This is a genomic window from Propioniciclava sp. (assembly GCF_047602245.1).
Classification (GTDB): Bacteria; Actinomycetota; Actinomycetes; order Propionibacteriales; family Propionibacteriaceae; genus Propioniciclava.
Genome location: NZ_JASGHT010000001.1, coordinates 311993 through 337155, shown reverse-complemented (window position 1 = coordinate 337155; position 25163 = coordinate 311993). Strand labels below are relative to the sequence as shown.

Genomic DNA, 25163 nt, shown 5'->3' with positions numbered 1-25163 from the left:
GCATCATTTCTTGGAGCACGCTCATGCCTCGTTCTTTGCACGGCGGCCGACATGAACTCGGCCAGAACTTCCTCAATCACACGCCCTCGATCACGACGATCGCTCGTCTGATCGCCGACACCGACGGACCGATCCTTGAGTTGGGCGCGGGTGACGGCGCCCTGACGCGCCCTCTCGCCGCGCTCGGGCGTCCGCTCACCGCGATCGACCTCGACGAACACCGGGTGCGCCGCCTCGCGCGAGCGTTGCCGGGCGTCCGCGTGGTGCACGCCGACGCGTTGCGGTACCCGGTCGATGTTCCGGTGGTCGTCGGCAACATTCCCTTTCATCTCACCACCCCGATCCTGCGCCGGCTGCTGAACGAGCCCCGCTGGGAACATGCCGTTCTGGTCACCCAATGGGAAGTCGCACGCAAACGGGCCGGTGTCGGCGGGCACACGATGATGACCGCCCAATGCGCGCCCTGGTTCGTGTTCGGGCTGCGGGGGAGGGTGCCTCGGTGGGGTTTCGTGCCGCAGCCGAGCGTCGACGGCGGCATTCTGGCGATCACCCGCCGAGGCTCACCGTTGGTGTCGGACGCCGAGCGGCGTCCGTATCAGGCGTTCGTTCGCGCGGTCTTCACGGGACGGGGCGGCACGCTGGAGCGAATCGTCGGGCGGGCGGTGCTCGCCAGGACCGGGCCGGTCCGAAAGGCGATGGACAGAGCCGGCATCGCGTCCGGTCAACTGCCGCGTGATCTGTCCGCCGAACAATGGGCCGGGCTGTGGCATGCGCTGCGTGCTTGACGTGGCATGGGACGCGCGTTCTTGCCTGGCCGGCCTTGATCCAGGTGTGGAAGGCGTCCGTGGGCACATGCACCGAAGGTCGTTCTGCGGATGTGGCGATCTTTTCGGCGATCGTCGTCTGCCCGCGACGGGAGGCCCCGCGGTGACCAGCAGTGACCCTCGTGGTGTCGTCATGCGCGGAACAGTAGCCACCATCCCGGGGTGTATCCAGGCGACGGACGCGACGAGTTTCAGCGCCGCGACACGCCGATGACGAGGTCGGAATGTGGGCGATGCCACGTCCAGACCTCGAAGAACTCCTCCAAGGTTCCGGCGCCGCCGGGCAGCGCGAGGAACGCGTCGCCGAGCTCGGACATCCGCAGTGGACCAGGTCGATGCCGTGTCGAGTGAGTTCTCGTGCCAGGTTGGTGACCGCCTCGGCGTATCCCGGCCGGACGCCGTTCGCGGACCCGGTGGCCAGCGTCACGCTGCGCGGCAAGCCAGCGCTTGCATCGTCCTCGTTCCTGATTGGCACGTCCGCCGTCCTAGGGGGCGACCGGCGGTGCGAAGGATGAGGCTTGTGGCACGACCCCTCGGAGCACTCGCCTGTGGACGACGGGGTTTTGGCAAATCGCCTGTGGATAAACCCCTTGTTCGGCCCCGGAGGCCGTCGTTGTTTGCCAGACTGCGGAGAGCAGATCTCAAGGAGGCGCCATGACCCGGTCCAGAGGACACCTCGCACGCAGTGAGGGGATGCGTCATGGCGGGCAGGTTGGTGGGCGGTCCACGTCTCGGCGAAGGGGGTGCGGTAGCGCTACCGCACTCGCCGCCGTGCTGCTGCCTGTGCTGCTGGCCGGTTGTACGCCGACCACGCCTACGCCGTCACCGACGTTCGTTACCTACACCTGTGTTCCTGAAGCAGGCGGTGAACCTTATGCGTGCACGGCGAAGGAGCACGAGGAGATGCTCGCGGTCAACGCCCTCTACGACGAAGCCGAAGCGGTGTACCGACGGCATATGACTGAGGTCTTCCGGATCGGTGCGCACTGGGAACTCTCCGAAGTCACGTCAGAGATAGAGGGCACGTCTGGAGGTCCGTATCTCGAGACCATGACCCGATTGCTTGCGGCCGATCGTGAAGATCGTGTGGAGCGGGTATCCGGTGAGCCTGCGATTGGCTGGGTGAAGCGTTTCCCCAGCCGCTCCATGAGTGGATCTGTTGTGGCGCTGTGGAGTTGTGTTGACGGCTCGACAGCGACGTTCCAGACCATTGAAGCTCCTAACGGGAGACCTGGAATCATCGCCGAGAGCCGTGTCTATCTCAGTCGAGTTGACGGGTTCTTGAAGATCTGGGACTCCGAAACACGGACGGTCGCGTCATGCTGAAGAGGCGGGGGCGACGTGCGGTCGTCATCGGGGCAACCGCGGCCATGCTCCTCCTCGGCATGCAGGCGCCCGCACGAGCTGATGACTCCTTCACTCGATCAGTGCTCAACGGCAGTCGGGTCGAGGTTTCAGCGACGGTGTCTGGGTCTCGAACAGCAACGTCCGGTGGTGACGCCACCGGACGGAAGGACGACGCGTCAGGCAAGGGAGCTTCGTCCGGCACGGCCTCTCGCAGTTTGACCATTGCTGACCCCGACAGCAGTGAACTGGTCGAGATCCCGATCGATATCGCCCAGAGCTACGAGTTCGGTTGCCAGGACGAAGTCAGAGCCAGCCTCCCACCCTGCATCCGCACTCTCGAAGAAGCGGCGGCCGAAGCCACCAACGCCACCGACGCCGCCGTCCGCTCACGGGCCGTCACCGAGACCGTCGTGCATACGGTGATCTCGCAACTGCACCTGCCTGACGCCGCGCCGATGATCGGCCCCGACCCGAGCATCAACGAATGGAACGCCGCGATCGTCGGCTACCCCTACTGGCTGTGGACTCCAGGGCCGACTCGGATGCAGACCACCACCAGCGCGCATGGCATCACGATCACGATGGACGCCCGGCAGGACCGGACGGTGTTCGATACCGGTGACGGCAAACGTTTCACCTGCGCCAGGACGACGCCGTTCACGAAGAACATTCGGCCCGATACGCCGTCGCCGACGTGTGGGCATGTGTACACGTGGCCGTCTCGTCACAAGAGCAAGCCGGAGGGTACGTACACGCTGACCGCCACCGCGTATTGGAATGTGCACTGGACTGCGCTCGGTTATTCGGGGACGATTCCGGTCCGGATCAGCGATAGCCGGGCGATCCCGGTCGCTGAACTCCACGCCATCGCCCGCGTCCCCTAGGCCCGGCCTTCGTCGGCCTGATTTCTTGGTGATCAGTGCATGATCGTCCGGTGGCAATTGAAGGTTTGACTAGGCAATACCTTAGCCCCAACTGCTTGGATTCGAAAGGGTGTTCGGGTAGAATTTGGTCATGGAAACCCCGCCACGCACCGCACGCCAGGTCGCCGATGACCTGGTCGATGCGCTCGCGCGGCAACGGGAGTTAGCGGTTCGTCAGGCCGACCTGGTCGCCGAATTGGTTGACCTGTACGACACGGTGACCGACGTCGGCCCGATGACCCGGGGGTTGCCGGGTGTGGAGCGGTTGCGGCCTTCTGGTCATGATGGGACGCCGTTGGTGGCGGAGTTCCTGCCGGTCGAGTTGGCGCCGCTGTTGCGGACGTCGGTTCCTGCGGCGTCGGCGTTGGTGCGGGACGTGATGGATCTGCGCGAACGCCTCCCTTACACGTGGGCGGCGTTGCATGAGGGCAGGGTCGAGTGGCGGCAGGCGCGCCAGATCGCCCGTGAGACCGGGACCGCGGAGCTTTGTGTGGACGCGGCCCGGTGGGTGGATGAGCGGCTGGCATCGTGTTTGGGCCGGTTGCCGTGGGCGCGGGTGAAGCGGAAGCTGTCCGGTTTGATCGTGTCCGCCGAGCCGGAGTTCGCTGCCCGGCGCGCCGAACGAGCCAGGTCGGAGCGGTTCGTGCGGATCCGGCATGAGCGGGACGGAATGAGTAGCCTGTTCGCCCGGCTCGACACCCCCGGCGCGGTACTCCTGGAATCCGCCATTGATGCGCTGGCGCGTAGTGCTGTTCCGGTGACACGAGTGACGGTGACCGGGCCTTCCACCGAGCCCATGCTGGATGATGGTGCCGGCGGAGCGACCGTGGCAGGCGCCGGGCTGATACCGGCAGTTGCCGATGAAGAGACATCGGCCACCGGGACCGTCGTTGATTCGATCGTGCACGGCACCATGGGAGCGGTTCCGAAGGCAACCGTTGGTGACCCGAGGATCCCCGGTGGGCAGGGGTGGGCGCCCTCGAAATCATGGGGTGCGCCTGGTCCGATCATGAGCCTCGACGATGTGCCCGGTGTTGATCTTGAGACCCGTCGGGTTGATGCTCTGATCGTGCTCGCCACACCCAGCGACACGGGCGGGGTATTGCCGCGCCCGGCCTGCACCATGGTGGTGCACCTGGCGCCGGGCAGTGCGGTAGCGCGTGGCGAGGGTGAGATCGGGCCGCTGCTGATGAGACAGGTCAAGGAACTCCTTCGGCATCACCGGGTCACGGTGCTGCCTGTGATCGACCTCGCCGATGACCCCCAGGTCGACGCCTACGAGATCCCCGCCAGGATCCGCCGGCAGGTGCTGGTGCGGGATCCGTTCGAGGTGTTCCCGTACTCGACCACGCGCTCGGCCGGTTGCGACCTCGACCACACCGATCCCTACGATCAAGGGAAACCAGCAGGCCAGACACGGCCTTCGAATCTGGGACCGTTGAGCCGGCTGGTGCACCGAGCGAAAACTCATGGCGGGTGGAAGGTCACCCAGCCAGCACCCGGAGTGTTCCAATGGACCTCACCGTTGGGATACCGGTACACGGTCGCCCGCAACGGAACCACCAACCACACCGACACCCCACACCCTGACACCTCGCACGATGGCAGGGACAGCACGACGCATGGTGTCCGTCACACTCCGGCACCGCCAACACGTGGGCTGGTGTTCCGTCACAACCCGAGCGAGCACCTCCTGTCCCTCACACGCCCACGCGGTGAGACCAGCGGCCAGCGTAAAGATGGCGCCGACGAGACCGAACGCGCTGTAGTGAAGACGGGCATTGACGTCACTCACCCCACCGATCGACGCTGGACCATCGACATTGCCGCTTGACCCACCGCCCGGTGTGACCGGCCTCCGAGCACGCCAGCATCGCCGCGTTAGTTTCGCCAACGTGAGGGCAGGGCGTCCGACAACTCATTCAAGGTCGGCAGCGCCTGGTTGCCCAGCGCGGTGGTGCTTGTGGCGGCGGCCAGGCTGGCGACCTCGAATGCTTCGGCGGGAGTGAATCGCTGGGCCAGGCCCCAGGCGTAGATGCCGTGAAAGACATCGCCGGCACCGCAGGTGTCGACCGCCGCCACCTGGTGTGCGCGCCAGCGTCCGCTGCCGGCGCCTGCGCGACCGCTCACCCAGCAGCCCCCGTCGGTGCCTTCGGTGATCGCGAACACGGTATTGGCGGACGGGTCGATCAATGCCTCCGCGGCGGCCAGGCCGCGCTCTGGCGTGAGTTTGCCGGTGAACTTCTGCGATGCGATGACGTGATCGATCTTCCCGAGCAGTGACGCGGTCCAGGGGCGCCCCGAACCGGTGTCGAGCACGGTGGTGACCCCTCGGCGACGGCAGGCGTCGACGGTGACCGAGGCCAGGATGGGGTCGGTCGAGTCGAGCAGAACGATGTCCAACTCAGCGACGAACTCCTCCACCACGCCGGCGACGTCCGCGGTCACCATGGGCTGCCGTTTCCAGATGATCGTGCGCGAACCCGCTTCTCGCGACGAGATCACCACCGAATGCTGTGAAGGCTGCTCGTACGCAAGCCAGTGCGCATCGACGCCTCCGGCGGCGATCTCCGACTTCAGGATCGTCGCGAAGGCGTCCGAGCCGCAGGCGGCCAGCAGCCGGACGGGCTCGCCGAGCCGCGCCACCGCGAGCGCCGCGCGCCCGGACAGTCCGCCGGCGGTCACGGCGTTGTCGAGCATCGGGCCTTCCGACTCCTCCTGCGGAAAGCGTTCCACCAAGCAGGTGAAGTCCAAGGTGGCGATGCCGACCATGCCGAGCCGCAACGACCCGCCGTCCGCCGCCTGCGGTCGATCCATACGGACGCCTCCTCCGGGTCATTGACACGCCGCAGCAGTCCAGCCGCCGTTGGCCGTGCCAGCGTATCCCCACGTTGGTGCCCGCCGGGCGCGGTAGGGCTAGGATCGGGCGCAGAAGACGCGGGGTGCCCCAATTGCGGGGGCTGAGATCACACCCGTCGAACCTGATCTAGCTCGTACTAGCGAAGGGACGTCGCTATGACGCCTGAACCCTTGCCCGCCACGACCCTGTCCGCGGACGCCCTCGGCGCCGCTGTGGACGCCTTCCGCACGACCTCGCCGCTGGTGCACTGCCTGACGAACATCGTCGTCGCACAGTGGACCGCCAACGTCGTCCTCGCGGCGGGCGGTGCGCCCGCGATGGTCGACAGCCCGCACGAGGCCGGCGACTTCGCCCGTATTCCGGTGCCGGGCGGCGTCCTGGTCAATCTCGGTACGCCACAGGATCACACGGTCGCCGCCATGCGGCTGGCCGCCGCGGGTGCCAATGAGGCCGGACGCCCGTGGGTGCTCGACCCGGTCGCGGCCGGCGGTCCGGCCTGGCGCACCTCGGTGGCCCGGGAACTCCTCGAACTGCGGCCGGCGATCCTGCGCGGCAACGCGTCCGAGATCGGCGCCCTCGCCGGTGGTGCGGGCGGGCGCGGCGTCGACAGCACCGACGCTCCCGAGCAGGTGCTGGACGCCGCCCGCGCGCTGGCCAGCACGCACGGCATCGTTGTCGCGGTCAGCGGTCCGGTCGACCATCTCACCGACGGCGACCGCCTGGTCCGGGTCAGTAACGGCCACCCGTGGCTCACCCGGGTCACCGGCGTCGGCTGCGCCCTCGGCGCGCTGATGGCCGGCTTCGCCGGCGTGATCGATGACCGGCTGGTGGCCGCCGCCGCCGCGACCGGTCTGCTCACCGTGGCCGCCGACGACGCCGCCGCGAGCACGCAGGGACCGGGGTCGTTCGCGGTCGCCCTGCTCGACCGGCTCTCGACGCTGACCCCCGACGAACTAGCCGCGCGGGTGGTGCTCTCGTGACCCGCCCCGCCTTCGACCTCAGCGTCTACCTGGTCACCGACACCGGCCAATGCGGCGCCCTCGGCGTCGCCGAGACCGTCCGCCGCGCCGTCGCCGGGGGAGCGACCCTGGTGCAGTTGCGCGACCCGGACGCCTCCCGCGCCGAACTCGTCGCCCTCGGCCGGGAACTGCTGGCCGTCCTGGACGGCACCGGCGTCCCGCTCATTATCAACGACCACGCCGACGTCGCCGCCGAGATCGGCGCGGACGGCGTCCATATCGGCCAAGGTGACCTCGCGCCCGACGCCGTCCGCGCCATCATCGGCCCCGATGCGCTGCTCGGGCTGTCCACGCACGACGCGGCCGAGGTCGATGCCGCCGCGGCCTGGGGCGACGTGCTCGACTACCTCGGTGTCGGGCCGGTCTGGCCCACCGGCAGCAAAGCGGACGCCGCCGACGCGATCGGTACCGACACCCTCGCCGCCCTGGCCCGGCGCAGCGCCTACCCGTGCGTGGCGATCGGCGGCATCAGCGCCGCGCGGGTCACCGACGTCCGCCGCGCCGGGGCGGACGGGGTCGCGGTGATCAGCGCGATCTGCGGCCAGCCCGATGTCGAGGCCGCCACCCGTGACCTGGTGCAGCGCTGGGCGAGCGCTGCGAGCCCAGACCAGGGGGAGCGCCGATGATTCCCAAAGTTGCCAGCATCGCGGGCAGCGACCCGTCCGGAGGGGCCGGCATCCAGGCCGACCTGAAGGCGTTCAGCGCGCTGGGCGCCTACGGCTGTGCGGTGCTCACCGCGCTCACCGCCCAGTCGACCCGGGGTGTCACCGGCGTCCATGCCGTGCCCGCGGCCTTCGTCGAGGAACAGATCCGCACCCTGGTCGCCGACGTGCCCCTGGATGCGGTCAAGATCGGCATGCTCGCCACCGCCGAACTCGCCGAGACCGTCGGCGCGCTGATCGCCGACGTGATCGACGCACCGGTGGTGCTTGATCCGGTGATGATCGCCACCAGCGGCGACCGGTTGCTCAGCGACGACGCGATGGACGCCGTCCGCGCGCTGGTGCCGCTCGCTGCGCTGATCACTCCCAACCTGCACGAGGCCGCCGCGCTGCTCGGCGAGCCGGTGGCGTCCGATCTCGGCGCCGCCCGCGCCCAAGCCCTCGCGTTGCGCGAACTCGGCGCGGCGCGGGTGCTGGTCAAGGGCGGACACGGCGCGGGAGGCACCTCGGTCGACGTGTTCGCCGACGCGGACGGCGTCCACGAACTGAGCGCCCGCCGCATCGACACCAAGAACACCCACGGCACGGGTTGCTCGCTGTCCTCGGCGATCGCCGCGCTGGTGCCGCAGCGCGCCACCTGGCTGGAGGCGGTCGCCGACGCCAAGACCTGGCTCACCGGCGCCATCGCCGCGGCCGACCAACTGCAGGTCGGGTCCGGTTCCGGGCCCGTCCACCACTTCCATGCCCTATGGACCGACACCCCCGTCATCGAAAGGAACCCGGCATGAGCTTCACCGACGACGCCTGGGAGGCGATCGCACCGCTGCGCGCCGCCATCGACGAACTGCCGCTGCTGAACCAACTGCGCGACGGCACGCTGCCCCGCGAGGCCTTCGTCGAGTACCTCACCCAGGACGCCCTCTACCTCGATTCCTACGCCCGAACCCTCGCGCTGGCCGCCAGCCAGGCACCTTCCGGCGAGCAGATCGCCTTCTGGGCGTCCGGCGCCAACAACGCCGTCATCGTCGAAAAGGCGCTGCACGGCAGCTTCGACGTCGACCCGGACGCCGAGCCGTCGGCGGTCTGCCTGGCTTACACCTCCTATCTTTCCTCGCTCGCGACCCGCGGCAACTACCCGGTGCTCGTCGCCGGCGTCCTGCCCTGCTTCTGGATTTATGAGGATGTCGGCAGCCGCCTGCTGGACAGCGTCGGTGACCTGACCGGGCACCCCTACCAGGCCTGGATCAGCACCTACGCCGATCCTGCATTCACCGAATCGACCCGGCGCGCCAAGGAGATCACCGATTCACTCGCCGCGCAGGCGGACGCCGCCACCGTCACGCAGATGCACAAGGCGTTCGCGACCGCGGCCCGCTACGAGTGGATGTTCTGGGACGCCCCGATGCGCGCCGAGCGCTGGCCGATCTGACTCGACGCTCAGAACGGCCGGCCGGGCAGGGGAGACCCACCGATAGGGTGGCGGGCATGAGCGTTGCGATCCGGGTCATCCCCTGCCTCGACGTGCACGACGGACGCGTCGTCAAGGGCGTCAACTTCGTCAACCTGCGCGACGCCGGCGACCCGGTCGAACTCGCCCGCGCCTACGGCGAGGCCGGAGCCGACGAGTTGACCTTCCTCGACATCTCGGCGTCCTCGCAAGGCCGCGCCACCACCTACGAGATGGTGACCCGCACCGCCGAGACCGTGTTCATTCCCCTGTGCGTGGGCGGCGGCGTCCGCGCCGTCGACGACGTCGACCGGCTGCTGCGCTGCGGCGCCGACAAGGTCGGCATCAACACCGGCGCCATCGCCCGCCCGCAGGCGATCAACGAGATCACCGAACGCTTCGGCAACCAGGTGGTCGTGCTCAGCCTGGACGCCCGCCGCGAGGACGGCCAGCCGTCCGGCTTCGGCGTCACCACCCACGGCGGCCGCAAGCCCGCCGGGCTGGACGCCCTGGAATGGTGCCGCGAGGCCGTCGACCGCGGAGCCGGCGAGATCCTGCTCAACTCGATGGACGCCGACGGCACCACCAGCGGCTTCGACCTGGAAATGATCGAGGCCGTCCGCAAAGTCGTCGACGTGCCGGTGATCGCCTCCGGCGGCGCCGGGACCGTCGCGCACTTCGTCGACGCTGCCCGCGCCGGAGCGGACGCCGTGCTCGCGGCGTCCGTGTTCCACTACGGCACCCTCAGCATCGCCGAGGTCAAGGCCGGACTGGCCGGGGCCGGCTTCGAAGTCCGCTGACCGCTCGTCTGTGAGGAGAGAAATGTCCGATTGCATCTTCTGCCGCATCGTCGCCGGAGAGATCCCCAGCAAGCGCGTGTACGCCGACGACGCCGCCGTCGCCTTCCTCGACCTGGCCCCGTTCAAGGCCGGCCACACCCTCGTCGTACCGCGCACCCACGTGAGCGACGCCTTGGCCGACGCCGGCGTCCTCGCCTCGATCGCCCCCGCCGTGGTCGCCACCGGACGCCTGCTCACCGAAAAACTCGGTGCATCCGGCATGAACGTGTTGTCGAACGTCGGTGCGGACGCCGGACAGTCGGTGTTCCACCTGCACGTGCATCTGGTTCCGCGCTACGCCGACGACCCCGGCATGGGCGCCCTGCTGACGCCCGCCGCGTCCGATGACCTGGACGCCGTGCACGCCCGCATCACCGCCACCGCATAATCGCCTCGGCGCTCTGCCGACCCGGTCGGCGCCCGGTGGGGGCCTCCCCGCCATGGAGGCCGCGCTCGTCCGCGGCGTCGGCGCGGCGTGATCCCTCGCGGCGGTACCTGGGTGGTTGCTGACGGGCGCTTCGCGGTGTCAGGACAAGATCCTGGGGTGATACTCGCCGGAAACGTCACTCAAATCGGGCATGAGTTGTGTCTGCAGGGTGATTTGTGTGACGTTTCCGGCAGGCGGGTGCTGGGTAGAACCGCACCACGTCAGGGGACTTGCTCCCACCTCGTGATGTTTCTACCTTTCACCCTGATCGGTGGCGGTCTTGATCTCGACCCGCCGGTTCAGGGACCGGCCGTCCTCGGTGGCGTTGTCAGCCACGGGTTCGGACTCGCCACGTGCCTCCGCTTCGATCCGTACGTCGGGCAAAGCCACGGTGAGGGCGCTTTCGACCGCGCGTGCCCGGCGCAGGGATAGGTCGAGGTTGCCGGCGTCCGAACCTCGAGAATCGGTGTGCCCGACCACGGTGAGCGATGTCGACCGGGAGCGGAGTTTCGCGGTCAACGCGGCCAGTTCGGTGTGTGCTCGCTCGGAGAGTTGGTCGTCGTTGTAGGCGAAGAACACGTCCGCGCTGAGGACGATCCTCTCGCCGAAGTCGGCCACGGAGCCGTCCAGATTCGCCTCCGGGAAAGTCAGGGTGTCGCCGGCCGTCGGGAGAGAATCGATGGGAAAACTCACCGCGGACGCCGGGTCGACCGAGTGATCAGCAGGTGACGCCGCCGCGGGCGGCACCACCACGACGGTCCCCACCACCGCGGTCACCACGATCGCCGCGGCACGCCTGCGGTGAGAGACCCAGACGCGGCCGGTGGTCATCGCGTCACCGGGACGTCGAAGATGCCTCCGAGCGGGATGTGGACGCGGACGCGATCGAGGTCGGAGGGGAGAGGTGCGAAGACCGCCGAGAACGTCACCGAGTCACCCGGGCCGAGTCCGCCGGTCCGGGTACCGGAGCACACGCAGCGTTCCTCACCGTCGCGGGCCGGCAGATAGCGTTTGCCGGCGACGGCGTCCACCAAGAAGACCCCGCTCACGTCGTGCTCAAAGGACGTGCTGAGCCTGCTCTCGACGAACCAGGTCGCAGCTCCGCGGTTGGTCAACGTGAAGTCGACGGTCGTGGCGCGAGGGGCGGTGCGGACGCTGTTGACCGCGACCGTCAACGGCGTGTCGTGCGATGAGGTGTCGCGGGATTCCAGCACAGGAAGCGCGGTCGGTGCGGCGCTGGGCGCGATCGCCGCAGGCACCGGTGCGCTGGGCCCATCAACGCCGGACGGAGGCGGAGCGGGCGGAGTGCATCCGGCCAGCAGCAAGAACAGGAATGGGATCATCCGGCGCATGGTGTTCTCCTCAACAGGGGTAGCTGTCCAGGACGCTAGGAGCCAGGGAAGCACCACCACAAGGGGGGCTGTGGATAACTCGGCAGGCCTGCCGGTCCGCGATCCAAGACACGGCGTGTCTGTTTTGTGAAGATCGGATGCCGTGGGGTTACAGTAGGTCCGTGCACATGAGCGCCCTCGTAGTTATCTCGCGCGTCGCCTGAGACCATCAGACCAGTCGACGCGCTCCCTCGTTTGCCCAGCCATGGGTCAACGGGGGTTTTTCTTTGCACGAGACAAGCCCATGAACCGCACGCCGTACACCGAAGGGGATGAACATGGCTGAAAGCCACAAGCCGAAGGAACTCACCGGAGCACAGGCGCTCGTCGAGTCGCTCGAGCGCGTGGGTGTAGACGTCATCTTCGGCATTCCGGGCGGGGCGATCCTGCCGGCCTACGATCCGCTGGGCCAGAGCACGCTGCTGCGCCACATCCTGGTGCGTCACGAGCAGGGCGCCGCGCACGCGGCCGAAGGCTACGCGATGACCACCGGACGCGTCGGCGTCTGCATGGCGACGTCCGGCCCGGGCGCGACCAACCTGGTCACCGGCCTGGCGGACGCGATGCTCGACTCGGTGCCGATCGTCGCGATCACCGGCCAGGTGTCCTCGGCCGCCATCGGTACCGACGCCTTCCAGGAGGCCGACATCCGTGGCATCACCTTCCCGATCACCAAGCACAGCTACCTGGTCACCAATCCGGCCGACATTCCCGGCGCGATCCGCGCGGCGTTCCACATCGCCTCCACCGGACGCCCGGGCCCGGTCCTGGTCGATATCAGCAAGGACGCCCTGACCGACTCGGCGCCGTTCGTGTGGCCGCCGGCGCTGGAGCTGCCCGGCTACAAGCCGACCACCACCCCGCACGCCAAGCAGATCCGCGAGGCCGCCCGGCTGATCCGCGAAGCGGAGCGTCCGGTGCTCTACATCGGCGGCGGCGTCGTCAAGGCTCAGGCCTATGAGGAACTCGCCGAGCTGGTCAAGATCACCCAGATCCCGGTGGTCACCACGCTGATGGCGCGCGGCGCGCTGCCCGATTCGCATCCGCTGCACATGGGCATGCCCGGCATGCACGGCACGGTCGCGGCCGTCGGCGCTCTGCAGCGTTCCGACCTGCTGATCACCCTGGGTGCGCGTTTCGACGACCGGGTCACCGGCAAGCTGTCGACGTTCGCCCCGGACGCCAAGGTGATCCACGCCGACATCGACCCGGCCGAGATCGGCAAGAACCGGGTGGTCGACGTCCCGATCGTGGGCGACGTCAAGAAGGTGATCGCCGAACTCAACCAGGTGCTGCGCGGCGACGATCTGGGCGGGCTGGAGCCGTGGGTCGGCTACCTGACCGGCCTGAAGGAGAAGTACGCCACCGACACCGAAGCCACCAAGGACGGCGTCCTCACCCCGCAGTACGTGATCAAGCGGCTCGGCGAGCTGTCCGGCGACGCGATCTACGCCGCTGGTGTCGGCCAGCACCAGATGTGGGCCGCGCAGCTGCTGCCGTTCGAGAAGCCGGGCCGCTGGCTGAACAGCGGTGGCGCGGGCACGATGGGCTACTGCGTGCCGGCCGCCATGGGTGCCAAGGTGGGCGCGCCCGACGAGGTGGTCTGGGGGATCGACGGCGACGGCTGCTTCCAGATGACCAACCAGGAACTGGTCACCTGCGCGCTCAACGACATCCCGATCAAGATCGCGGTGATCAACAACGAGTCCTTGGGCATGGTCCGCCAGTGGCAGACCCTGTTCTACGGCGAGCGCTACTCCAACACCGACCTGAAGAGCCGCCGGGTGCCCGACTTCCCGATGCTCGCCGAGGCGATGGGCGCGGTCGGCCTGCGCGCCGACACCGTCGAGGAGGTCGACGAGGTGATCACCAAGGCCCTCGAGATCAACGATCGTCCCGTCGTGGTCGAGTTCGTGGTCCACAAGGACGCCATGGTGTGGCCGATGGTCGCGGCCGGCACCAGCAACGACGACATCATGATCGCCAAGGACTTGGCGCCCGACTGGGAGGAAGAGATCCTGTGAACACGCACACCCTGAGCGTCATCGTCGAGAACAAGCCCGGCGTGCTCGCGCGCATCTCGGGTCTGTTCGCCCGGCGCGGCTACAACATCGACTCGCTGGCGGTCGGCCCGACCGAACGCCCCGAGATCAGCCGGATCACCCTGCAGGTGAGCGTCGAGCATGACAGTTCGCTGGAGCAGATCACCAAGCAGCTCAACAAGCTGATCGAGGTGCTCAAGATCGTCGAGCTCGAAGAGAACGCGGTGCGCCGCGAACTGGTGCTGGTCAAGCTGAAGGCCGATCCGGTCGCGCGCAGCCAGATCATCGACATCGTGCAGCTGTTCCGCGGCAAGACCGTGGACGTGCACAACGATTCGCTGGTCATCGAGGCCACCGGCAGCCCCGACAAGCTGGACGCGCTGCTGGAGATGCTGCGCCCCTACGGCGTCCGCGAACTGGTCCAGTCCGGCCTGGTCGCGCTCGGACGCGGCGCCAAGTCGCTCACCGACCGCGGCGCGAAGGTCGACCGGGCTCGCCCCGGCGTCCGCTGATACGTTTCCATTACCCCGAACCACATCTGAGGAAAGAGATTTCAATGGCAGAGATGTTCTACGACGCGGACGCCGACCTTTCGGTCATCCAGGGCCGCACGGTCGCCGTGATCGGCTACGGCTCGCAGGGCCACGCGCATGCGCTGAGCCTGCGCGACTCCGGTGTCGACGTGCGCGTCGGCCTGCGCGAAGGCTCGAAGTCGGCCGCCAAGGCCGAGGCCGAGGGCCTGCGGGTCGTCACCGTGGCGCAGGCCGCCGCCGAGGCGGACCTGATCATGATCCTCGCGCCGGACCAGCACCAGCGGAAGATCTACGCCGAGGAGATCGCGCCCAACCTGCAGGCCGGCGACGCGCTGTTCTTCGCGCACGGCTTCAACATCCGCTTCGGCTACATCGTCCCGCCGGCCGGCGTCGACGTGTGCATGGTCGCCCCGAAGGGCCCCGGCCACCTGGTGCGCCGCGAGTACTCCGAGGGCCGCGGCGTCCCGGTGATCGTGGCCGTCGAGAAGGACGAGTCGGGCAACGCCTGGCCGCTGGCCCTCTCCTACGCGAAGGCGATCGGCGGCCTGCGCGCCGGCGGCATCAAGACCACCTTCACCGAGGAGACCGAGACTGACCTGTTCGGCGAGCAGGCCGTGCTGTGCGGCGGCGCGTCCGCCCTGGTCCAGGCCGGATTCGAGACCCTGGTCGAGGCCGGCTACCAGCCCGAGGTGGCCTACTTCGAGTGCCTGCACGAGCTGAAGCTGATCGTCGACCTGATGTACGAGGGCGGCATCGCCAAGCAGCGCTGGAGCGTCTCCGACACCGCCGAGTTCGGCGACTACGTGTCGGGCCCGCGCGTCGTCGACGCCCGCGTCAAGGAGAACATGAAGGCGGTGCTCACCGACATTCAGTCCGGTGCGTTCGCCCAGCGCTTCATCGACGACCAGGACGCCGGTGCGCCCGAGTTCGCCGCGCTGCGCGCCCAGGGCGAGCAGCACCCGATCGAGGCCACCGGCCGCGAGCTGCGCAAGCTGATGGCGTGGGTGAAGAGCCACGACGACGACTACGTCGAGGGCACCGCGGCTCGCTGAGCCCGCACCCGGAGCCGGCCGTGACCGGCACCGATTTCACTCAGGGGCGTCCCCGGTTTTCCGGGGGCGCCCCTGGTGTTTCGCGCACCATGTGGCAGCATTTCCCCAGCCACACCCGCGACGAAGGAGCCCGATGGCCGAGTGGTACCACACCCTCCAGGACGCGATCGTCACGCATGCAGGCGAATGGTGGACCTATCTGGCCACCGGCCTGCTGTGCTGGCTGGACGGCTTCTTCCCGCCGGTGCCGAGCGAGTCGATCGTCATCGCCATGTCGGCGTTGTCGGAGACCCACGGTGGCCCCGTGCAGCTGTGGCTGGTGATCCTGACCGCCTGCGCCGGCGCCTTCGCCGGTGACAACACCGCCTACCTGATCGGGCGGCATATCCCGCTCGACAAGATCTTCCGTGGCGAACGCGGCACCCGGACGCTGATTCGCGCCCACGACCTGATGCACCGCAAGGGTGCGGTGATGCTGATGTCGGCGCGCTTCATTCCCGGCTACCGGATCGCGATGAACATGGTGGCCGGCTTCGTCCGGTTCCCGCACCGCCGCTTCATGGTGATCGACGCGGTCGCGACCCTGATGTGGGGCGCGCTGTCGGTCGGCATCGGGCTGGCGGCCGGTTCGCTGTTCCACGACAGGCCGCTGCTGGGCATCATCATCGGCATCGCGCTGGGCCTGGTGATCGGCTACCTGATCGAACGCGGTCACGCCTGGCGCGAGCGGCGCCACGCAGCACGGCACCCCGGGGAAGGACCCCGGGGCACCGTGGTGGAGTAATACTGCGGGGACGTCCTCAGACCCGGGCGGCGATCGCGTCGCCGACCTGGGTCGTCGAACGCTTCTCGGCACCCCGGGCGGCCACGTCGGCGTCCACGGCCGCCTCGATGCGGGCGGCGTCCTCACGGCGTCCGAGATGGTCGAGCAGCAGCGCCATCGAACTGATCGTCGCGGTCGGGTCGGCGATGCCCTGGCCGGCGATGTCGGGGGCCGAACCGTGCACCGGCTCGAACATGCTCGGGAAGGTGCGCTCGGGGTTGATGCACGCCGACGGGGACAACCCGATGCCGCCGGTGACCGCGCCGGCCAGGTCGGTGACGATGTCGCCGAACAGGTTGTCGGTGACCATCACGTCGAAGCGCTGCGGATCCTGCACCAGCATGATCATGGTGGCGTCCACGTGCAGGTAGTCGGTGGTCACCTCGGGGTATTCGGCGGCGACCGCGGTGAACAGCCGGTTCCACAGGCCGCCGGCGTTCACCAGCACATTGTGCTTGTGCACCATGGTCACCTTCTTGCGGCGGCGCATGGCGCGCTCGAAGGCGTCCCGGATCACCCGCTCGACCCCGCGGGCGGTGTTGACGCTGACCTCGTTGGCCACCTCGTGCGCGGTGCCGCGGGCCAGCGATCCGCCCACGCCGGCGTAGAGGCCCTCGACGCCCTCGCGGACCACGACGAAGTCGACCGGGCCGCGGGCGACCACGGCGTCCGACAGCGGCGTGACGACGCCCGGGTACAGCTTGGACGGCCGCAGGTTGACGTACTGGTCGAACGCGAAGCGCAGCTTCAGCAACAGCCCGCGCTCCAGCAGGCCGGACGGGATCGCCTTCGATCCGGGCGCCGCACCGACCGCGCCGAGGACGATCGCGTCCACCCGGGTCAGTTCGTCGAGCACCGAGTCGGGCAGCACCTCGCCGGTGCGCTGCCAGCGCTCGGCACCCAGATCGTAATGGACGTAGTCGAAGGCACCCGGCCCGACCGTCGCATCCAGGACCTTGAGGCCTTCGGCGACCACCTCGGGACCGATGCCGTCCCCGCCGATGACGGCGATCGTGGGGGTACTGGGCTGCGCTGCGTCGGTCATGGCCGAAAGATTAGGCGTAGTGATCACGAGACGGACGCCGCGTCTCAGGGTGGGGGCCCGTAAGCGGTATCGTGACCCTCATGTCACTCACGTTTGAACTCCAGCCCAACCCGCACGCCCGCACCGAGGCGGAGCTCGCGGAGGTACTGAGTGATCCCGGTTTCGGCAACCACTTCACCGACCACATGGTGACGATCACCTGGACGAAGGGACGCGGCTGGCATTCGGCCACCGTCAAGCCCTACGGCCCGCTGGTGCTCGACCCGTCGGCCGCCGTCTTGCACTACGGCCAGGAGATCTTCGAAGGGTTGAAGGCCTACCGGCACGCCGACGGCTCGGTGCACCTGTTCCGCCCCGAGAAGAACGCCGAGCGCTTCCAGGCGTCCGCGGCCCGGATGATGCTGCCCCGGCTCGAGGTCGAGGACTTCGTCGAGGCCGTCCGCCAGCTGGTCACCGTCGACGCCCGCTACGTGCCGGCGTCCGAGGGGGAGCGCAGCCTCTACATCCGCCCGTTCATGATCGCCTCCGAGGCCTTCCTCGGCGTGCGCGCCGCCGAAGAGGTCACCTTCCTGGTGATCGCCTCGCCGGTCGGTCCGTACTTCTCCGAGGGCGTCCAGGGCGTCGACATCTGGGTCACCGACCGGTGGGCGCGCGCCGGCGAGGGCGGCACCGGGGCGGCCAAGTGCGGCGGCAACTACGCGGCCAGCCTGATCGCCCAGTACGAGGGCTACGAGCACGGCTGCACCCAGGTGATGTTCATCGAGGCGACCGGCAAGGACCGCGTCGAGGAACTCGGCGGCATGAACGTCTTCCTGATCACCGCCGAGGGTCAGCTGGTCACCCCGGCGCTGACCGGCACCATCCTGGACGGCATCACCCGCGACTCGATCCTGAAGGTGGGCGCCACCTTGGGCCTGGAGCCCGTCGAGCGGCGTCTCGCCGCGCGCGAGGTCTTCGACGGCATCGCTGAGGGCACCTTCGTCGAGGCGTTCTGCTGCGGGACGGCCGCCGTGATCAGCCCGATCTCCGGTTTCAAGACCGAGGACGGCGAATGGCGCCCCCAGGGCCAGGACTTCGCGCGGACGCTGAGCATCCGTGACGCCGTCCTCGACATCCAGTACGGCCGGACCGAGGACGCCTTCGGCTGGACCAGCAAGGTCGTGTGAGTGGGCCGATGACCGCCACCGCACCGCAGCCCCGGGGAAGCCTGCCGCTCGGCGTCCTGATGGGAGCCGTCGTGGCCGCCATCGTGCTGTCCGTGATCTGGTTCGGCGCCGGGCTGGGCACCATGCTGTCCGCCCAGCCGTCGGCCTCGGTCGGCCCGGCCGCGAGCACGCCGCCGGCCTCGGTGACCCCGTCGGCTTCGGCGACCCCCACCCCGACCCCCTCGGCCTCGGCCACGCCCACCCCGACCCCGTCGGTGAGCGCGGAACCCGTAGCGGGACTGGTGACCGAGTTGCGCTCGGGCACCTGGGTGACGGTGCTCCAGTCGATGAGGAAGACCGAGGCGACCGGTGCGCAGGCGGTCGCCCGCGCCGCCGAGCTGAGCACCGCCGGGCATACCGCGGTCGCCATCGATGCGGACGCCTTCCCGAACTCGTTCAGCCCGGGCTACTACGCGATCGGCATTCCCGGAGCGGCGGACTCTGCGGCGGCCGCGGCCGTCTGCGATGCGCTCGGCATCACCGACCGCGCCAAGTGCTTCCCGCGCGAGATCAAGGGCTGAACCCGCCGACGCGCCGGTGAGCCCAGCGCCGGCGCTGCGGTCAGCCGCCGATCAGCCGCAGGGCGAAGGCGGCGCCGGCCACGACCAGCACGCCGAAGAAACCGATCAGGAACCCGGCGGTGGTGCGGGACATGCCCGGCTTGGCCACCGGGGTCACCACAGCCGGGGCCGCGGCGACCGGGGCGGGCGCGACCGGCATCCGGACCGCGGGGGCGGGCGCCGCGGGCATCGCCGCGGTCGCTCCGGGCGCCGACGGCGCCTCGTCGCGGTAGATATCGAACGGTGCCGGCGGCGCGACGGGCGGCAACGGCACAGTGGTCTGCGACGGCACGGTGTCCTGCGACGAGAGGGCGGACGCCCGCGGCGGCACCTGCGCCGGGGTGACGACCGGTGTGGCCGGAGCCGGTTCGGGCACGGACGGGGCGGCGGCGACCGGCGCCGTCGGTTCGGCACGATGATCCGGGGCGTCGTCGGCGTAGGGGTCGTAGAAGCTGGTGGCGTCGGAGTCGTGGTGGCCGCCCACATCGTCCGGTTCGGGCTCGGGTTCGACGGCCGGCTGGATCGCGGTGGTGTCGGTATCGTCGCTGGTGAGGACGCGGTCGTCCATGATCACCGGGGCGCCCGGTTCGGCGCGGAAGAAGTCGATCAAGGCCCGGTCGAGCAGGGGACCGGTCACCGGGGGCGCCAGGAATGCGAGCCGCGCCGAGGCGGCGGTCACGTCGAAGCGCATCCACTCCTCGGCCCCCAGCAGCACCGGGGCGTAGCGTGCGCTCAGGGTTTCGTCGCGCGGCACCAGCGCGGTGTGATCGAGCCCGTCTGCGTCCCGCCACAGCACGCCCGCCTGGCGCTCCTGCAGCACCAGGGCGCCGTAGGCGACCCGCTCACCGACCAACCCGACCGGAATGACGTAGTGGACGGCCTGATCGTCGGTGATCACCTGCTTGAAGCGGGAGGCTCCTCCGGCGAGCACCTGACGCGAGAGGCGTCCGTAGCGATCGTCGAACGGCGCCAGGTCGAGGGCCGCGACGGCGGCGCGGCTGATCCGGTCGGCCAGGTCAGACATGGTGGGGGGTACTTTCTTTCGTCGTCCGCGCCAGCATACGACGCGCGGCATCCCCCGCAGGTGGGAGATGCCGCGCGCCGGACGGGTGATCGCGATCAGGCCAGGGCGGCCAGCGCGGCGTCGTAGTCGGGCTCGGTGGTGATCTCGGGAACCAGCTGGGTGTACAGCACGGTACCGTCGGTGCCGATGACGACGACCGCGCGCGCGTTCACGCCGGCGAGCGGGCCGTCGACCAGCTTGGTGCCGTAATCGGACGGGAAATCGGAGCGGAAGGTGGAGCCCACCACGACGTTCTCGATGCCCTCCGCACCGCAGAAGCGGCCGAGCGCGAACGGCAGATCGGCCGAGGCGCAGACCACAGTGGTGTTCTCCAGGCCCGCGGCGAGCTCGTTGAACCGGCGCACGCTGGTGGCGCACACGCCGGTGTCGACGCTGGGGAAGATGTTGAGCACGACGCGGCGTCCGGCCTGGTCGGCGAGGGTGACCTCGGAGAGGTCCTTTCCGGTGAGCGTGAACGCCGGAGCGGTCTGACCGACGGCGGGCAGATCGCCGACGGTGTGGACGGGGGTTCCCTTGAAGGAGGTGTCAGCCATGCCCTGTTTGTAGCATCTCGACCCAAGCGCGGTCGATATACTGCCCCGGCTGACCGGAGAACGGTTGGTCCCCGAGCCACGAAGGACCCGAGCATGACGACAGCGCCGGTCGCACCCGATGTCTTCCACCTCTACGACACCACGCTCCGCGACGGTGCCCAGCAGGAGGGCCTGCGCCTGACGGTGCAGGACAAGCTGAAGATTGCCCGCCTGCTCGACGACCTCGGCGTCGGCTTCATCGAGGGCGGCTGGCCGGGCGCCAACCCGAACGACACTGCGTTCTTCGCGGCGGCGGCCGCGGGCGAATTGACCCTGAAAAACGCGAAGCTCGCGGCCTTCGGCTCGACCCGCCGGGTGGGCGCCACGGCGTCCGGTGACCCGCTGACCCGCGCGCTGCTGGACGCCCAGACCGAAGTGATCTGCCTGGTCGCCAAGAGCCACGACGAGCACGTGTACCGCGCGCTGAAGACCGACCTGGCCGAGAACCTCGCCATGATCACCGACACCGTTTCGTTCCTGGTCGGTGAGGGACGCCGCGTCTTCCTCGACTGCGAGCACTTCTTCGATGGCTACCGGGCCAACCCCGGCTACGCGATCGAGGTGGTCCGCACCGCCGCGGACGCCGGCGCCGAGGTGGTCGTGCTGTGCGACACCAACGGCGGCATGCTGCCCGCCTGGATGGGCGAGATCGTCTCGGCCGCCGGCGAGGTGGGCGTCGACCTGGGCATCCACTGCCACAACGACACCGGCTGCGCGGTCGCCAACACGCTCGCCGCCGTCGACGCGGGGGCGATGCACGTCCAGGGCACCATGAACGGTCACGGAGAGCGCACCGGCAACGCCGACCTGATCACCGTCGCGGCCAACCTGCAACTCAAGTACGGCTGGCCGATCATGCCGCCCGAGCGCCTGGCCCGTGCCACGGCGGTCAGCCAGGCCGTGGCTGCCGTCACCCACGTGCCGCCGAACGCCCGCCAGCCCTACGTCGGCCATTCGGCGTTCGCGCACAAGGCCGGCCTGCACGCGTCCGCGATCAAGGTGGACGCCAACCTGTACCAGCACACCGACCCGCGCCTGGTCGGCAACGACATGCGCATGCTGGTCTCCGATATGGCCGGGCGCGCCAACATCCAGATGAAGGGTTCCGAGCTGGGCTTCGACATCGCCGACCGCGACCTCGCAGCGCGGATCACCGACGTGGTCAAGCAGCGCGAGATGGAGGGCTACTCCTACGAGTCGGCCGACGCCTCGTTCGAGTTGCTGCTGCGCGCCGAGACCGGCCAGCTCGACCCGGCCTTCGAGGTGCTCCGGTGGCGCGTGCTCACCTCCGACGAGGCGACCGACGAGGGCGACTCCGAGGCGACCGTCAAGGCGCGGGTGGGCGAGTCCGTCCGCTGGCGCGTCGGTGAGGGCTTCGGCCCGCTGAACGCGCTCGACAAGGCGCTCCGCCTGGCTCTGAAGCGGAACCACCCCGTCGTGGAGTCGTTCGAGCTCACCGACTACCGGGTGCGCATCCTGGAGGCGGCGCACGGTACCGACGCGATCATCCGGGTGCTGATCGACACCACCGACGGCACCCGCACCTGGACCACCGTCGGCGTGGGCACCAACGTGATCGAGGCGTCCTGGGAAGCGCTGCACGACGCCTACGTGTGGGGCCTCATCGAGCGCTGAGTAGGATCGCCGCATGACCGACCCACAGCAGATCAGGATCGGCCACGCCGAGCGGGATCGCGCCGTGGAGACGCTCCGTGAGGCGGCGGCCGACGGACGCCTCACGCTCGCCGAACTCGACGAGCGCCTGGAGAAGGCGCTGGTGGCACGGACGCGAGGCGACCTGCACGCACTGCTGACCGACCTGGTGCCGCCCGGGCAGATCGCCCTGGTGGTCTCTCCCGCGCTGGTCCGCGCCCAGGAAACCGGGCCGGGCTGGACCTGGCAGGATCCGCTGGTGCTCACCGCGCGCTGGGACGACGTGCTGCGCGCCGGCCCATGGGAGGTGCCGCCCTTCCTCGAGGTGAACCCGGTGGCCAGCAACGTCAAGCTCGATTTCGTCGACGCACGCACCCAGGCGCACCTGATCGACGTGAACATGCTCGGCGGCGCCGGTGATCTCGTGCTCGTCGTCCCCGAGGGTTGGGCCGTCGACCTGTCGCGGATCGACAAGGGGCTGGGCTCGATCAAGACCACCGGCGTCCCGACCTCGCCGCGTCCGGGGTTTCCGCTGATCATCGTGCGTGGCAAAACGTCGCTGGGCGACATCAAGGTGCGGACGCCGAACTGGTGGGATGTCCGGCAGCGGAACAAGCGGCTGGCCAAGGGCGGCGGCATCGTCGCCAAGAACTGACCGCTAGCCTGGAGGCATGCGCATCGCCCGTTTCGTCCACCACGACCAGATCGCCTACGGAACCGTCGAACTCGACGAGGATCACGGCGAGCATCCCGGCACCGTCGCCGTCCTGAACGGCGATCCGCTCGTCACCGCGGTGCAGTACACCGGCGAGCGGCTGCTGCTCGACGACGTGCGCCTGGTGGCGCCGGTGATCCCGCGCAGCAAGATCGTCGCGGTCGGCCGCAACTACCGCGCGCACGCGGCCGAGTTCGGCAACGATGTGCCCGCCGAACCGATGTGCTTCTACAAGCCCAACACCGCGGTGGTCGGACCGGGGGAGCCGATCATCTACCCGCGGCAGACCTCCGCGGTCGACCACGAGGCCGAACTGGCGGTGGTGATCGGGCGGATCTGCAAGGACGTGCCCGTCGAACGCGTGCCCGAGGTGATCTTCGGCTACACCGTCGCCAACGACGTGAGCGCCCGCGATCTGCAGAACTCCGACGGCCAATGGGGCCGCGCCAAGGGCTTCGACACCTTCTGCCCGCTCGGGCCGTGGATCGTCACCCATCTGTCGTTGGAGGAGGCGTCCGACCTCGGCATCCGCGCGACCGTCACCCGGGGCGGCCAGACGATCGAGCGGCAGGAGTCGACTACCGCGAACATGGTGCACGGCATCGCCGAGTTGGTGTCGTTCGTGTCCTCGTTCGCCACGCTGCTGCCCGGTGACGTCATCCTGACCGGCACCCCCGAAGGCGTCGGGCGGATCGAGCCGGGCGACGTCGTCACCGTCGAGATCGAATCGATCGGATCGCTGGCCAACCCGGTCGTGGCCGCCGACGCATGAGTGCGGCACGCAAGCGGTCGCGCTCGGGCAATCCGGCCGCGGCGGCGTCCGTCCGGCCCTCGGCGGACGCCGCGCGCGGGCCGGCGTCCTGGATCGACCGGTTCGCCACCGAGCGGGTGCCCGTCGGCGTCGACTACCCGCACGTGCTGCGGACGCCGAGCGCCAACCCGGCGCTGTCCGTGTTCGGCGTGCTGATGGGCGTCACCTTGTTCATGCTGCTGCTGCCGCTGATCGCTCAACTGCTGGCCGGCGTCTACTGGCTGGCGGTGGGGCGTCCCGGCGAGTTCCGGGACACGTTCCTGGCCCTGCGCGGCTACGAGCTGCCGTTCGGGTTCGTGGTCACCCACCTCGGGCTGGCCGTGCTGATCCCGCTGTCGTGGGCGCTGGTGCTGTTCGTGCACCGGGTGCGGCCCGGCTACCTGTCGTCGGTGACCGGACGCCTGCGCTGGCGCTGGCTGGGCATCAGCACCGCGGTCGGCTTCGGCGCGCTGTGGCTGGTGCTGATCGTGCAGAACCTGACCTCGCCCGGCGGGCCCAGCTGGGCGCTGACCCCGCAACCGGGCGCCTGGGCATTCCTCGCCGTGATGCTGCTCACCACGCCGCTGCAGGCCGCCGCCGAGGAATACTTCTTCCGCGGCTACCTGATGCAGGCGCTCGGCTCGCTGGTACGGACGCCGTGGTTCGGCATCATCGCCTCGGCGGCCGTGTTCACCGCCTTCCACCCGTCGACGAACCTGGCCATCGTCGTGGACCGGTTCGCGTTCGGCGTCCTGGCCGGCTGGCTGGTGGTGCGCACCGGCGGGCTGGAGGCGGGTATCGGCGCGCACATCGCCAACAATGTCAGCGCCTTCGGCCTGGCGGCGCTCACCTCGTCGGTGGCCGAGCTGAAGGCGATCACCGAGGTCACCTGGGCTGGCGCGGCCTGGGACATCGGCCGCTTCGCGCTGTTCACCGTGCTGATCTGGCTGCTGGCCCGCGGCTACCGTCCGCAGGTTCAAACCGGCCGGACGCCGCGCACGGCGGCCTCGGTTTGAGCCGGAGGCCTTCTGTGCAGTAAGGTTTTACCTCGCTGGCCTACGGGTCAGCGTTTCCACGACAGGGGCTCCGGTTCCGGCGTGGAAGAAGGGGTATGGGGTAATTGGCAGCCCGCCGGATTCTGGTTCCGTCAGTCTAGGTTCGAGTCCTAGTACCCCTGCTGGAAGGCGATTTTCCAGCAGGACTTCTTGTCTGGTAAGGTCTTCTGCGGCGCGCAAGCGTCAGTGCTGGCCCCGTTGTGTAGCGGCCTAGCACGCCGCCCTCTCAAGGCGGTAGCGCGGGTTCGAATCCCGTCGGGGCTACAAGGCGAAAGCCCTGGTCAACTTGGTTGGC

At 69.2% G+C, this 25163-nt stretch carries 27 protein-coding genes, 2 tRNA genes and 1 riboswitch; of the genes, 22 read left to right on the top strand and 7 right to left on the bottom strand.

The genetic code is table 11. The features are described 5' to 3' along the window. Positions 1–23: 23 nt before the first annotated feature. Positions 24–785: a 23S ribosomal RNA methyltransferase Erm gene (erm, locus tag QM708_RS01635; protein WP_415103755.1), complete on the top strand. Its 762-nt coding sequence runs from the start codon at positions 24–26 to the stop codon at positions 783–785. A gap of 230 nt (positions 786–1015) precedes the next feature. Here erm and QM708_RS01630 read toward each other — a convergent pair whose 3' ends face one another. Further along, positions 1016–1141, bottom strand: a complete 126-nt coding sequence (locus QM708_RS01630; protein WP_415103753.1) for an LOG family protein — start codon at positions 1139–1141, stop codon at positions 1016–1018. Between the two features lie 454 nt (positions 1142–1595). Between QM708_RS01630 and QM708_RS01625 the strand changes: the two genes are divergently transcribed. The 3 genes from QM708_RS01625 to QM708_RS01615 all read left to right on the top strand — a co-directional run bounded on the left by QM708_RS01625 (position 1596) and on the right by QM708_RS01615 (position 4928). Continuing rightward, entirely contained in the window at positions 1596–2150 is a 555-nt protein-coding gene (locus QM708_RS01625) for a hypothetical protein (protein ID WP_415103751.1), read from the top strand. Next, the gene (locus QM708_RS01620; RefSeq protein ID WP_415103749.1) at positions 2144–3055 is read left to right on the top strand and encodes a hypothetical protein; all 912 of its coding nucleotides are present in this window, start codon (positions 2144–2146) and stop codon (positions 3053–3055) included. The genes QM708_RS01625 and QM708_RS01620 overlap by 7 nt, the downstream gene beginning before the upstream one ends. A 130-nt stretch (positions 3056–3185) precedes the next feature. Beyond that, the gene (locus QM708_RS01615) at positions 3186–4928 is read left to right on the top strand and encodes a DUF222 domain-containing protein (protein WP_415103747.1); all 1743 of its coding nucleotides are present in this window, start codon (positions 3186–3188) and stop codon (positions 4926–4928) included. A gap of 47 nt (positions 4929–4975) precedes the next feature. Here the strand turns inward: QM708_RS01615 and QM708_RS01610 are convergent, their stop codons facing one another. Next, entirely contained in the window at positions 4976–5911 is a 936-nt protein-coding gene (locus QM708_RS01610) for a PfkB family carbohydrate kinase (protein ID WP_415103745.1), read from the bottom strand. Positions 5912–6022: 111 nt separating this feature from the next. Further along, positions 6023–6119, top strand: a riboswitch (TPP riboswitch). Here QM708_RS01610 and thiM point away from each other — a divergent pair. From thiM to QM708_RS01580, 6 genes are all read left to right on the top strand, one after another. Beyond that, on the top strand, positions 6110–6934 hold the full coding sequence (gene thiM / locus QM708_RS01605) for a hydroxyethylthiazole kinase (protein ID WP_415103743.1): 825 nt from the start codon (positions 6110–6112) through the stop codon (positions 6932–6934). It overlaps the preceding riboswitch by 10 nt. Continuing rightward, positions 6931–7599 carry a thiamine phosphate synthase gene (gene thiE, locus QM708_RS01600; protein ID WP_415103741.1) on the top strand — a complete coding sequence of 223 codons (669 nt, stop codon included), beginning with the start codon at positions 6931–6933 and terminating at the stop codon, positions 7597–7599. The genes thiM and thiE overlap by 4 nt, the downstream gene beginning before the upstream one ends. Next, positions 7596–8423 (top strand): bifunctional hydroxymethylpyrimidine kinase/phosphomethylpyrimidine kinase, encoded by an 828-nt coding sequence (thiD, locus tag QM708_RS01595; protein WP_415103739.1) that lies wholly within the window; start codon positions 7596–7598, stop codon positions 8421–8423. The genes thiE and thiD overlap by 4 nt, the downstream gene beginning before the upstream one ends. After that, on the top strand, positions 8420–9064 hold the full coding sequence (locus QM708_RS01590; RefSeq protein WP_415103737.1) for a TenA family protein: 645 nt from the start codon (positions 8420–8422) through the stop codon (positions 9062–9064). The genes thiD and QM708_RS01590 overlap by 4 nt, the downstream gene beginning before the upstream one ends. A gap of 56 nt (positions 9065–9120) precedes the next feature. Continuing rightward, positions 9121–9882, top strand: a complete 762-nt coding sequence (gene hisF, locus QM708_RS01585) for an imidazole glycerol phosphate synthase subunit HisF (RefSeq protein ID WP_415103735.1) — start codon at positions 9121–9123, stop codon at positions 9880–9882. 22 nt (positions 9883–9904) lie between these two features. Continuing rightward, entirely contained in the window at positions 9905–10309 is a 405-nt protein-coding gene (locus QM708_RS01580; protein ID WP_415103733.1) for an HIT family protein, read from the top strand. 291 nt (positions 10310–10600) lie between these two features. Here QM708_RS01580 and QM708_RS01575 read toward each other — a convergent pair whose 3' ends face one another. Both QM708_RS01575 and QM708_RS01570 read right to left on the bottom strand, forming a co-directional pair. Further along, positions 10601–11179: an OmpA family protein gene (locus QM708_RS01575; protein WP_415103731.1), complete on the bottom strand. Its 579-nt coding sequence runs from the start codon at positions 11177–11179 to the stop codon at positions 10601–10603. Continuing rightward, a complete protein-coding gene (locus QM708_RS01570; RefSeq protein ID WP_415103729.1) occupies positions 11176–11700 on the bottom strand; it encodes a hypothetical protein in 525 nt (174 codons plus the stop codon). The genes QM708_RS01575 and QM708_RS01570 overlap by 4 nt, the downstream gene beginning before the upstream one ends. A 317-nt stretch (positions 11701–12017) precedes the next feature. Between QM708_RS01570 and QM708_RS01565 the strand changes: the two genes are divergently transcribed. The 4 genes from QM708_RS01565 to QM708_RS01550 all read left to right on the top strand — a co-directional run bounded on the left by QM708_RS01565 (position 12018) and on the right by QM708_RS01550 (position 16150). After that, positions 12018–13763 carry an acetolactate synthase large subunit gene (locus QM708_RS01565; protein WP_415103727.1) on the top strand — a complete coding sequence of 582 codons (1746 nt, stop codon included), beginning with the start codon at positions 12018–12020 and terminating at the stop codon, positions 13761–13763. Next, the gene (gene ilvN, locus QM708_RS01560) at positions 13760–14293 is read left to right on the top strand and encodes an acetolactate synthase small subunit (protein ID WP_415103725.1); all 534 of its coding nucleotides are present in this window, start codon (positions 13760–13762) and stop codon (positions 14291–14293) included. The genes QM708_RS01565 and ilvN overlap by 4 nt, the downstream gene beginning before the upstream one ends. A 44-nt stretch (positions 14294–14337) precedes the next feature. Further along, complete coding sequence (gene ilvC / locus QM708_RS01555) at positions 14338–15366, top strand: ketol-acid reductoisomerase (RefSeq protein ID WP_415103723.1); 1029 nt, start codon at positions 14338–14340, stop codon at positions 15364–15366. A 133-nt stretch (positions 15367–15499) separates the two neighbouring features. Further along, entirely contained in the window at positions 15500–16150 is a 651-nt protein-coding gene (locus QM708_RS01550) for a DedA family protein (protein ID WP_415103721.1), read from the top strand. A gap of 16 nt (positions 16151–16166) precedes the next feature. Here QM708_RS01550 and QM708_RS01545 read toward each other — a convergent pair whose 3' ends face one another. Continuing rightward, positions 16167–17234 (bottom strand): 3-isopropylmalate dehydrogenase, encoded by a 1068-nt coding sequence (locus QM708_RS01545; protein WP_415103719.1) that lies wholly within the window; start codon positions 17232–17234, stop codon positions 16167–16169. Between the two features lie 80 nt (positions 17235–17314). On the opposite strand from QM708_RS01545, the gene QM708_RS01540 reads away from it, so the two are divergent. Together QM708_RS01540 and QM708_RS01535 are read left to right on the top strand one after the other, a co-directional pair. Beyond that, entirely contained in the window at positions 17315–18400 is a 1086-nt protein-coding gene (locus QM708_RS01540) for a branched-chain amino acid aminotransferase (RefSeq protein ID WP_415103717.1), read from the top strand. A gap of 8 nt (positions 18401–18408) precedes the next feature. Beyond that, a complete protein-coding gene (locus QM708_RS01535; protein ID WP_415103715.1) occupies positions 18409–18960 on the top strand; it encodes a hypothetical protein in 552 nt (183 codons plus the stop codon). 40 nt (positions 18961–19000) lie between these two features. On the opposite strand, the gene QM708_RS01530 is transcribed toward QM708_RS01535, so the two are convergent. Beyond that, a complete protein-coding gene (locus QM708_RS01530) occupies positions 19001–20023 on the bottom strand; it encodes a hypothetical protein (RefSeq protein ID WP_415103713.1) in 1023 nt (340 codons plus the stop codon). Between the two features lie 95 nt (positions 20024–20118). Next, positions 20119–20616, bottom strand: coding sequence for a thiol peroxidase (gene tpx, locus QM708_RS01525; protein ID WP_415103711.1), 498 nt, complete (start codon positions 20614–20616; stop codon positions 20119–20121). Positions 20617–20709: 93 nt separating this feature from the next. Between tpx and cimA the strand changes: the two genes are divergently transcribed. The 6 genes from cimA (at position 20710) to QM708_RS01495 (ending at position 25132) form a co-directional block, all read left to right on the top strand. Further along, positions 20710–22290 (top strand): citramalate synthase, encoded by a 1581-nt coding sequence (cimA, locus tag QM708_RS01520; protein ID WP_415103709.1) that lies wholly within the window; start codon positions 20710–20712, stop codon positions 22288–22290. 13 nt (positions 22291–22303) lie between these two features. Continuing rightward, positions 22304–22963: a DUF1707 SHOCT-like domain-containing protein gene (locus QM708_RS01515; protein WP_415103707.1), complete on the top strand. Its 660-nt coding sequence runs from the start codon at positions 22304–22306 to the stop codon at positions 22961–22963. Between the two features lie 16 nt (positions 22964–22979). Then, the gene (locus QM708_RS01510; RefSeq protein ID WP_415103705.1) at positions 22980–23795 is read left to right on the top strand and encodes a fumarylacetoacetate hydrolase family protein; all 816 of its coding nucleotides are present in this window, start codon (positions 22980–22982) and stop codon (positions 23793–23795) included. Further along, entirely contained in the window at positions 23792–24829 is a 1038-nt protein-coding gene (locus tag QM708_RS01505; protein WP_415103703.1) for a lysostaphin resistance A-like protein, read from the top strand. Before QM708_RS01510 ends, QM708_RS01505 begins: the two co-directional genes overlap by 4 nt. An 89-nt stretch (positions 24830–24918) precedes the next feature. After that, positions 24919–24990 (top strand) — tRNA-Gln (locus QM708_RS01500). Positions 24991–25059: 69 nt separating this feature from the next. After that, positions 25060–25132: transfer RNA gene (locus QM708_RS01495), tRNA-Glu, on the top strand. Positions 25133–25163: the final 31 nt, after the last annotated feature.

Excerpts from the sequence above, each read along its gene's own strand:
- QM708_RS01580 (WP_415103733.1), top strand. The coding sequence starts at position 9,905 with ATGTCCGATTGCATCTTCTGCCGCATCGTCGCCGGAGAGATCCCCAGC.
- QM708_RS01615 (WP_415103747.1), top strand. The coding sequence starts at position 3,186 with ATGGAAACCCCGCCACGCACCGCACGCCAGGTCGCCGATGACCTGGTC.
- thiM (WP_415103743.1), top strand. The coding sequence starts at position 6,110 with ATGACGCCTGAACCCTTGCCCGCCACGACCCTGTCCGCGGACGCCCTC.
- QM708_RS01565 (WP_415103727.1), top strand. The coding sequence starts at position 12,018 with ATGGCTGAAAGCCACAAGCCGAAGGAACTCACCGGAGCACAGGCGCTC.
- QM708_RS01550 (WP_415103721.1), top strand. The coding sequence starts at position 15,500 with ATGGCCGAGTGGTACCACACCCTCCAGGACGCGATCGTCACGCATGCA.
- thiD (WP_415103739.1), top strand. The coding sequence starts at position 7,596 with ATGATTCCCAAAGTTGCCAGCATCGCGGGCAGCGACCCGTCCGGAGGG.
- QM708_RS01540 (WP_415103717.1), top strand. The coding sequence starts at position 17,315 with ATGTCACTCACGTTTGAACTCCAGCCCAACCCGCACGCCCGCACCGAG.
- QM708_RS01510 (WP_415103705.1), top strand. The coding sequence starts at position 22,980 with ATGCGCATCGCCCGTTTCGTCCACCACGACCAGATCGCCTACGGAACC.
- QM708_RS01575 (WP_415103731.1), bottom strand. The coding sequence starts at position 11,179 with ATGACCACCGGCCGCGTCTGGGTCTCTCACCGCAGGCGTGCCGCGGCG.
- QM708_RS01570 (WP_415103729.1), bottom strand. The coding sequence starts at position 11,700 with ATGCGCCGGATGATCCCATTCCTGTTCTTGCTGCTGGCCGGATGCACT.
- cimA (WP_415103709.1), top strand. The coding sequence starts at position 20,710 with ATGACGACAGCGCCGGTCGCACCCGATGTCTTCCACCTCTACGACACC.
- hisF (WP_415103735.1), top strand. The coding sequence starts at position 9,121 with ATGAGCGTTGCGATCCGGGTCATCCCCTGCCTCGACGTGCACGACGGA.
- tpx (WP_415103711.1), bottom strand. The coding sequence starts at position 20,616 with ATGGCTGACACCTCCTTCAAGGGAACCCCCGTCCACACCGTCGGCGAT.
- QM708_RS01630 (WP_415103753.1), bottom strand. The coding sequence starts at position 1,141 with ATGTCCGAGCTCGGCGACGCGTTCCTCGCGCTGCCCGGCGGCGCCGGA.
- QM708_RS01620 (WP_415103749.1), top strand. The coding sequence starts at position 2,144 with ATGCTGAAGAGGCGGGGGCGACGTGCGGTCGTCATCGGGGCAACCGCG.
- erm (WP_415103755.1), top strand. The coding sequence starts at position 24 with ATGCCTCGTTCTTTGCACGGCGGCCGACATGAACTCGGCCAGAACTTC.
- ilvC (WP_415103723.1), top strand. The coding sequence starts at position 14,338 with ATGGCAGAGATGTTCTACGACGCGGACGCCGACCTTTCGGTCATCCAG.
- QM708_RS01515 (WP_415103707.1), top strand. The coding sequence starts at position 22,304 with ATGACCGACCCACAGCAGATCAGGATCGGCCACGCCGAGCGGGATCGC.
- QM708_RS01590 (WP_415103737.1), top strand. The coding sequence starts at position 8,420 with ATGAGCTTCACCGACGACGCCTGGGAGGCGATCGCACCGCTGCGCGCC.
- QM708_RS01535 (WP_415103715.1), top strand. The coding sequence starts at position 18,409 with ATGACCGCCACCGCACCGCAGCCCCGGGGAAGCCTGCCGCTCGGCGTC.
- QM708_RS01545 (WP_415103719.1), bottom strand. The coding sequence starts at position 17,234 with ATGACCGACGCAGCGCAGCCCAGTACCCCCACGATCGCCGTCATCGGC.
- QM708_RS01530 (WP_415103713.1), bottom strand. The coding sequence starts at position 20,023 with ATGTCTGACCTGGCCGACCGGATCAGCCGCGCCGCCGTCGCGGCCCTC.
- QM708_RS01610 (WP_415103745.1), bottom strand. The coding sequence starts at position 5,911 with ATGGATCGACCGCAGGCGGCGGACGGCGGGTCGTTGCGGCTCGGCATG.
- QM708_RS01505 (WP_415103703.1), top strand. The coding sequence starts at position 23,792 with ATGAGTGCGGCACGCAAGCGGTCGCGCTCGGGCAATCCGGCCGCGGCG.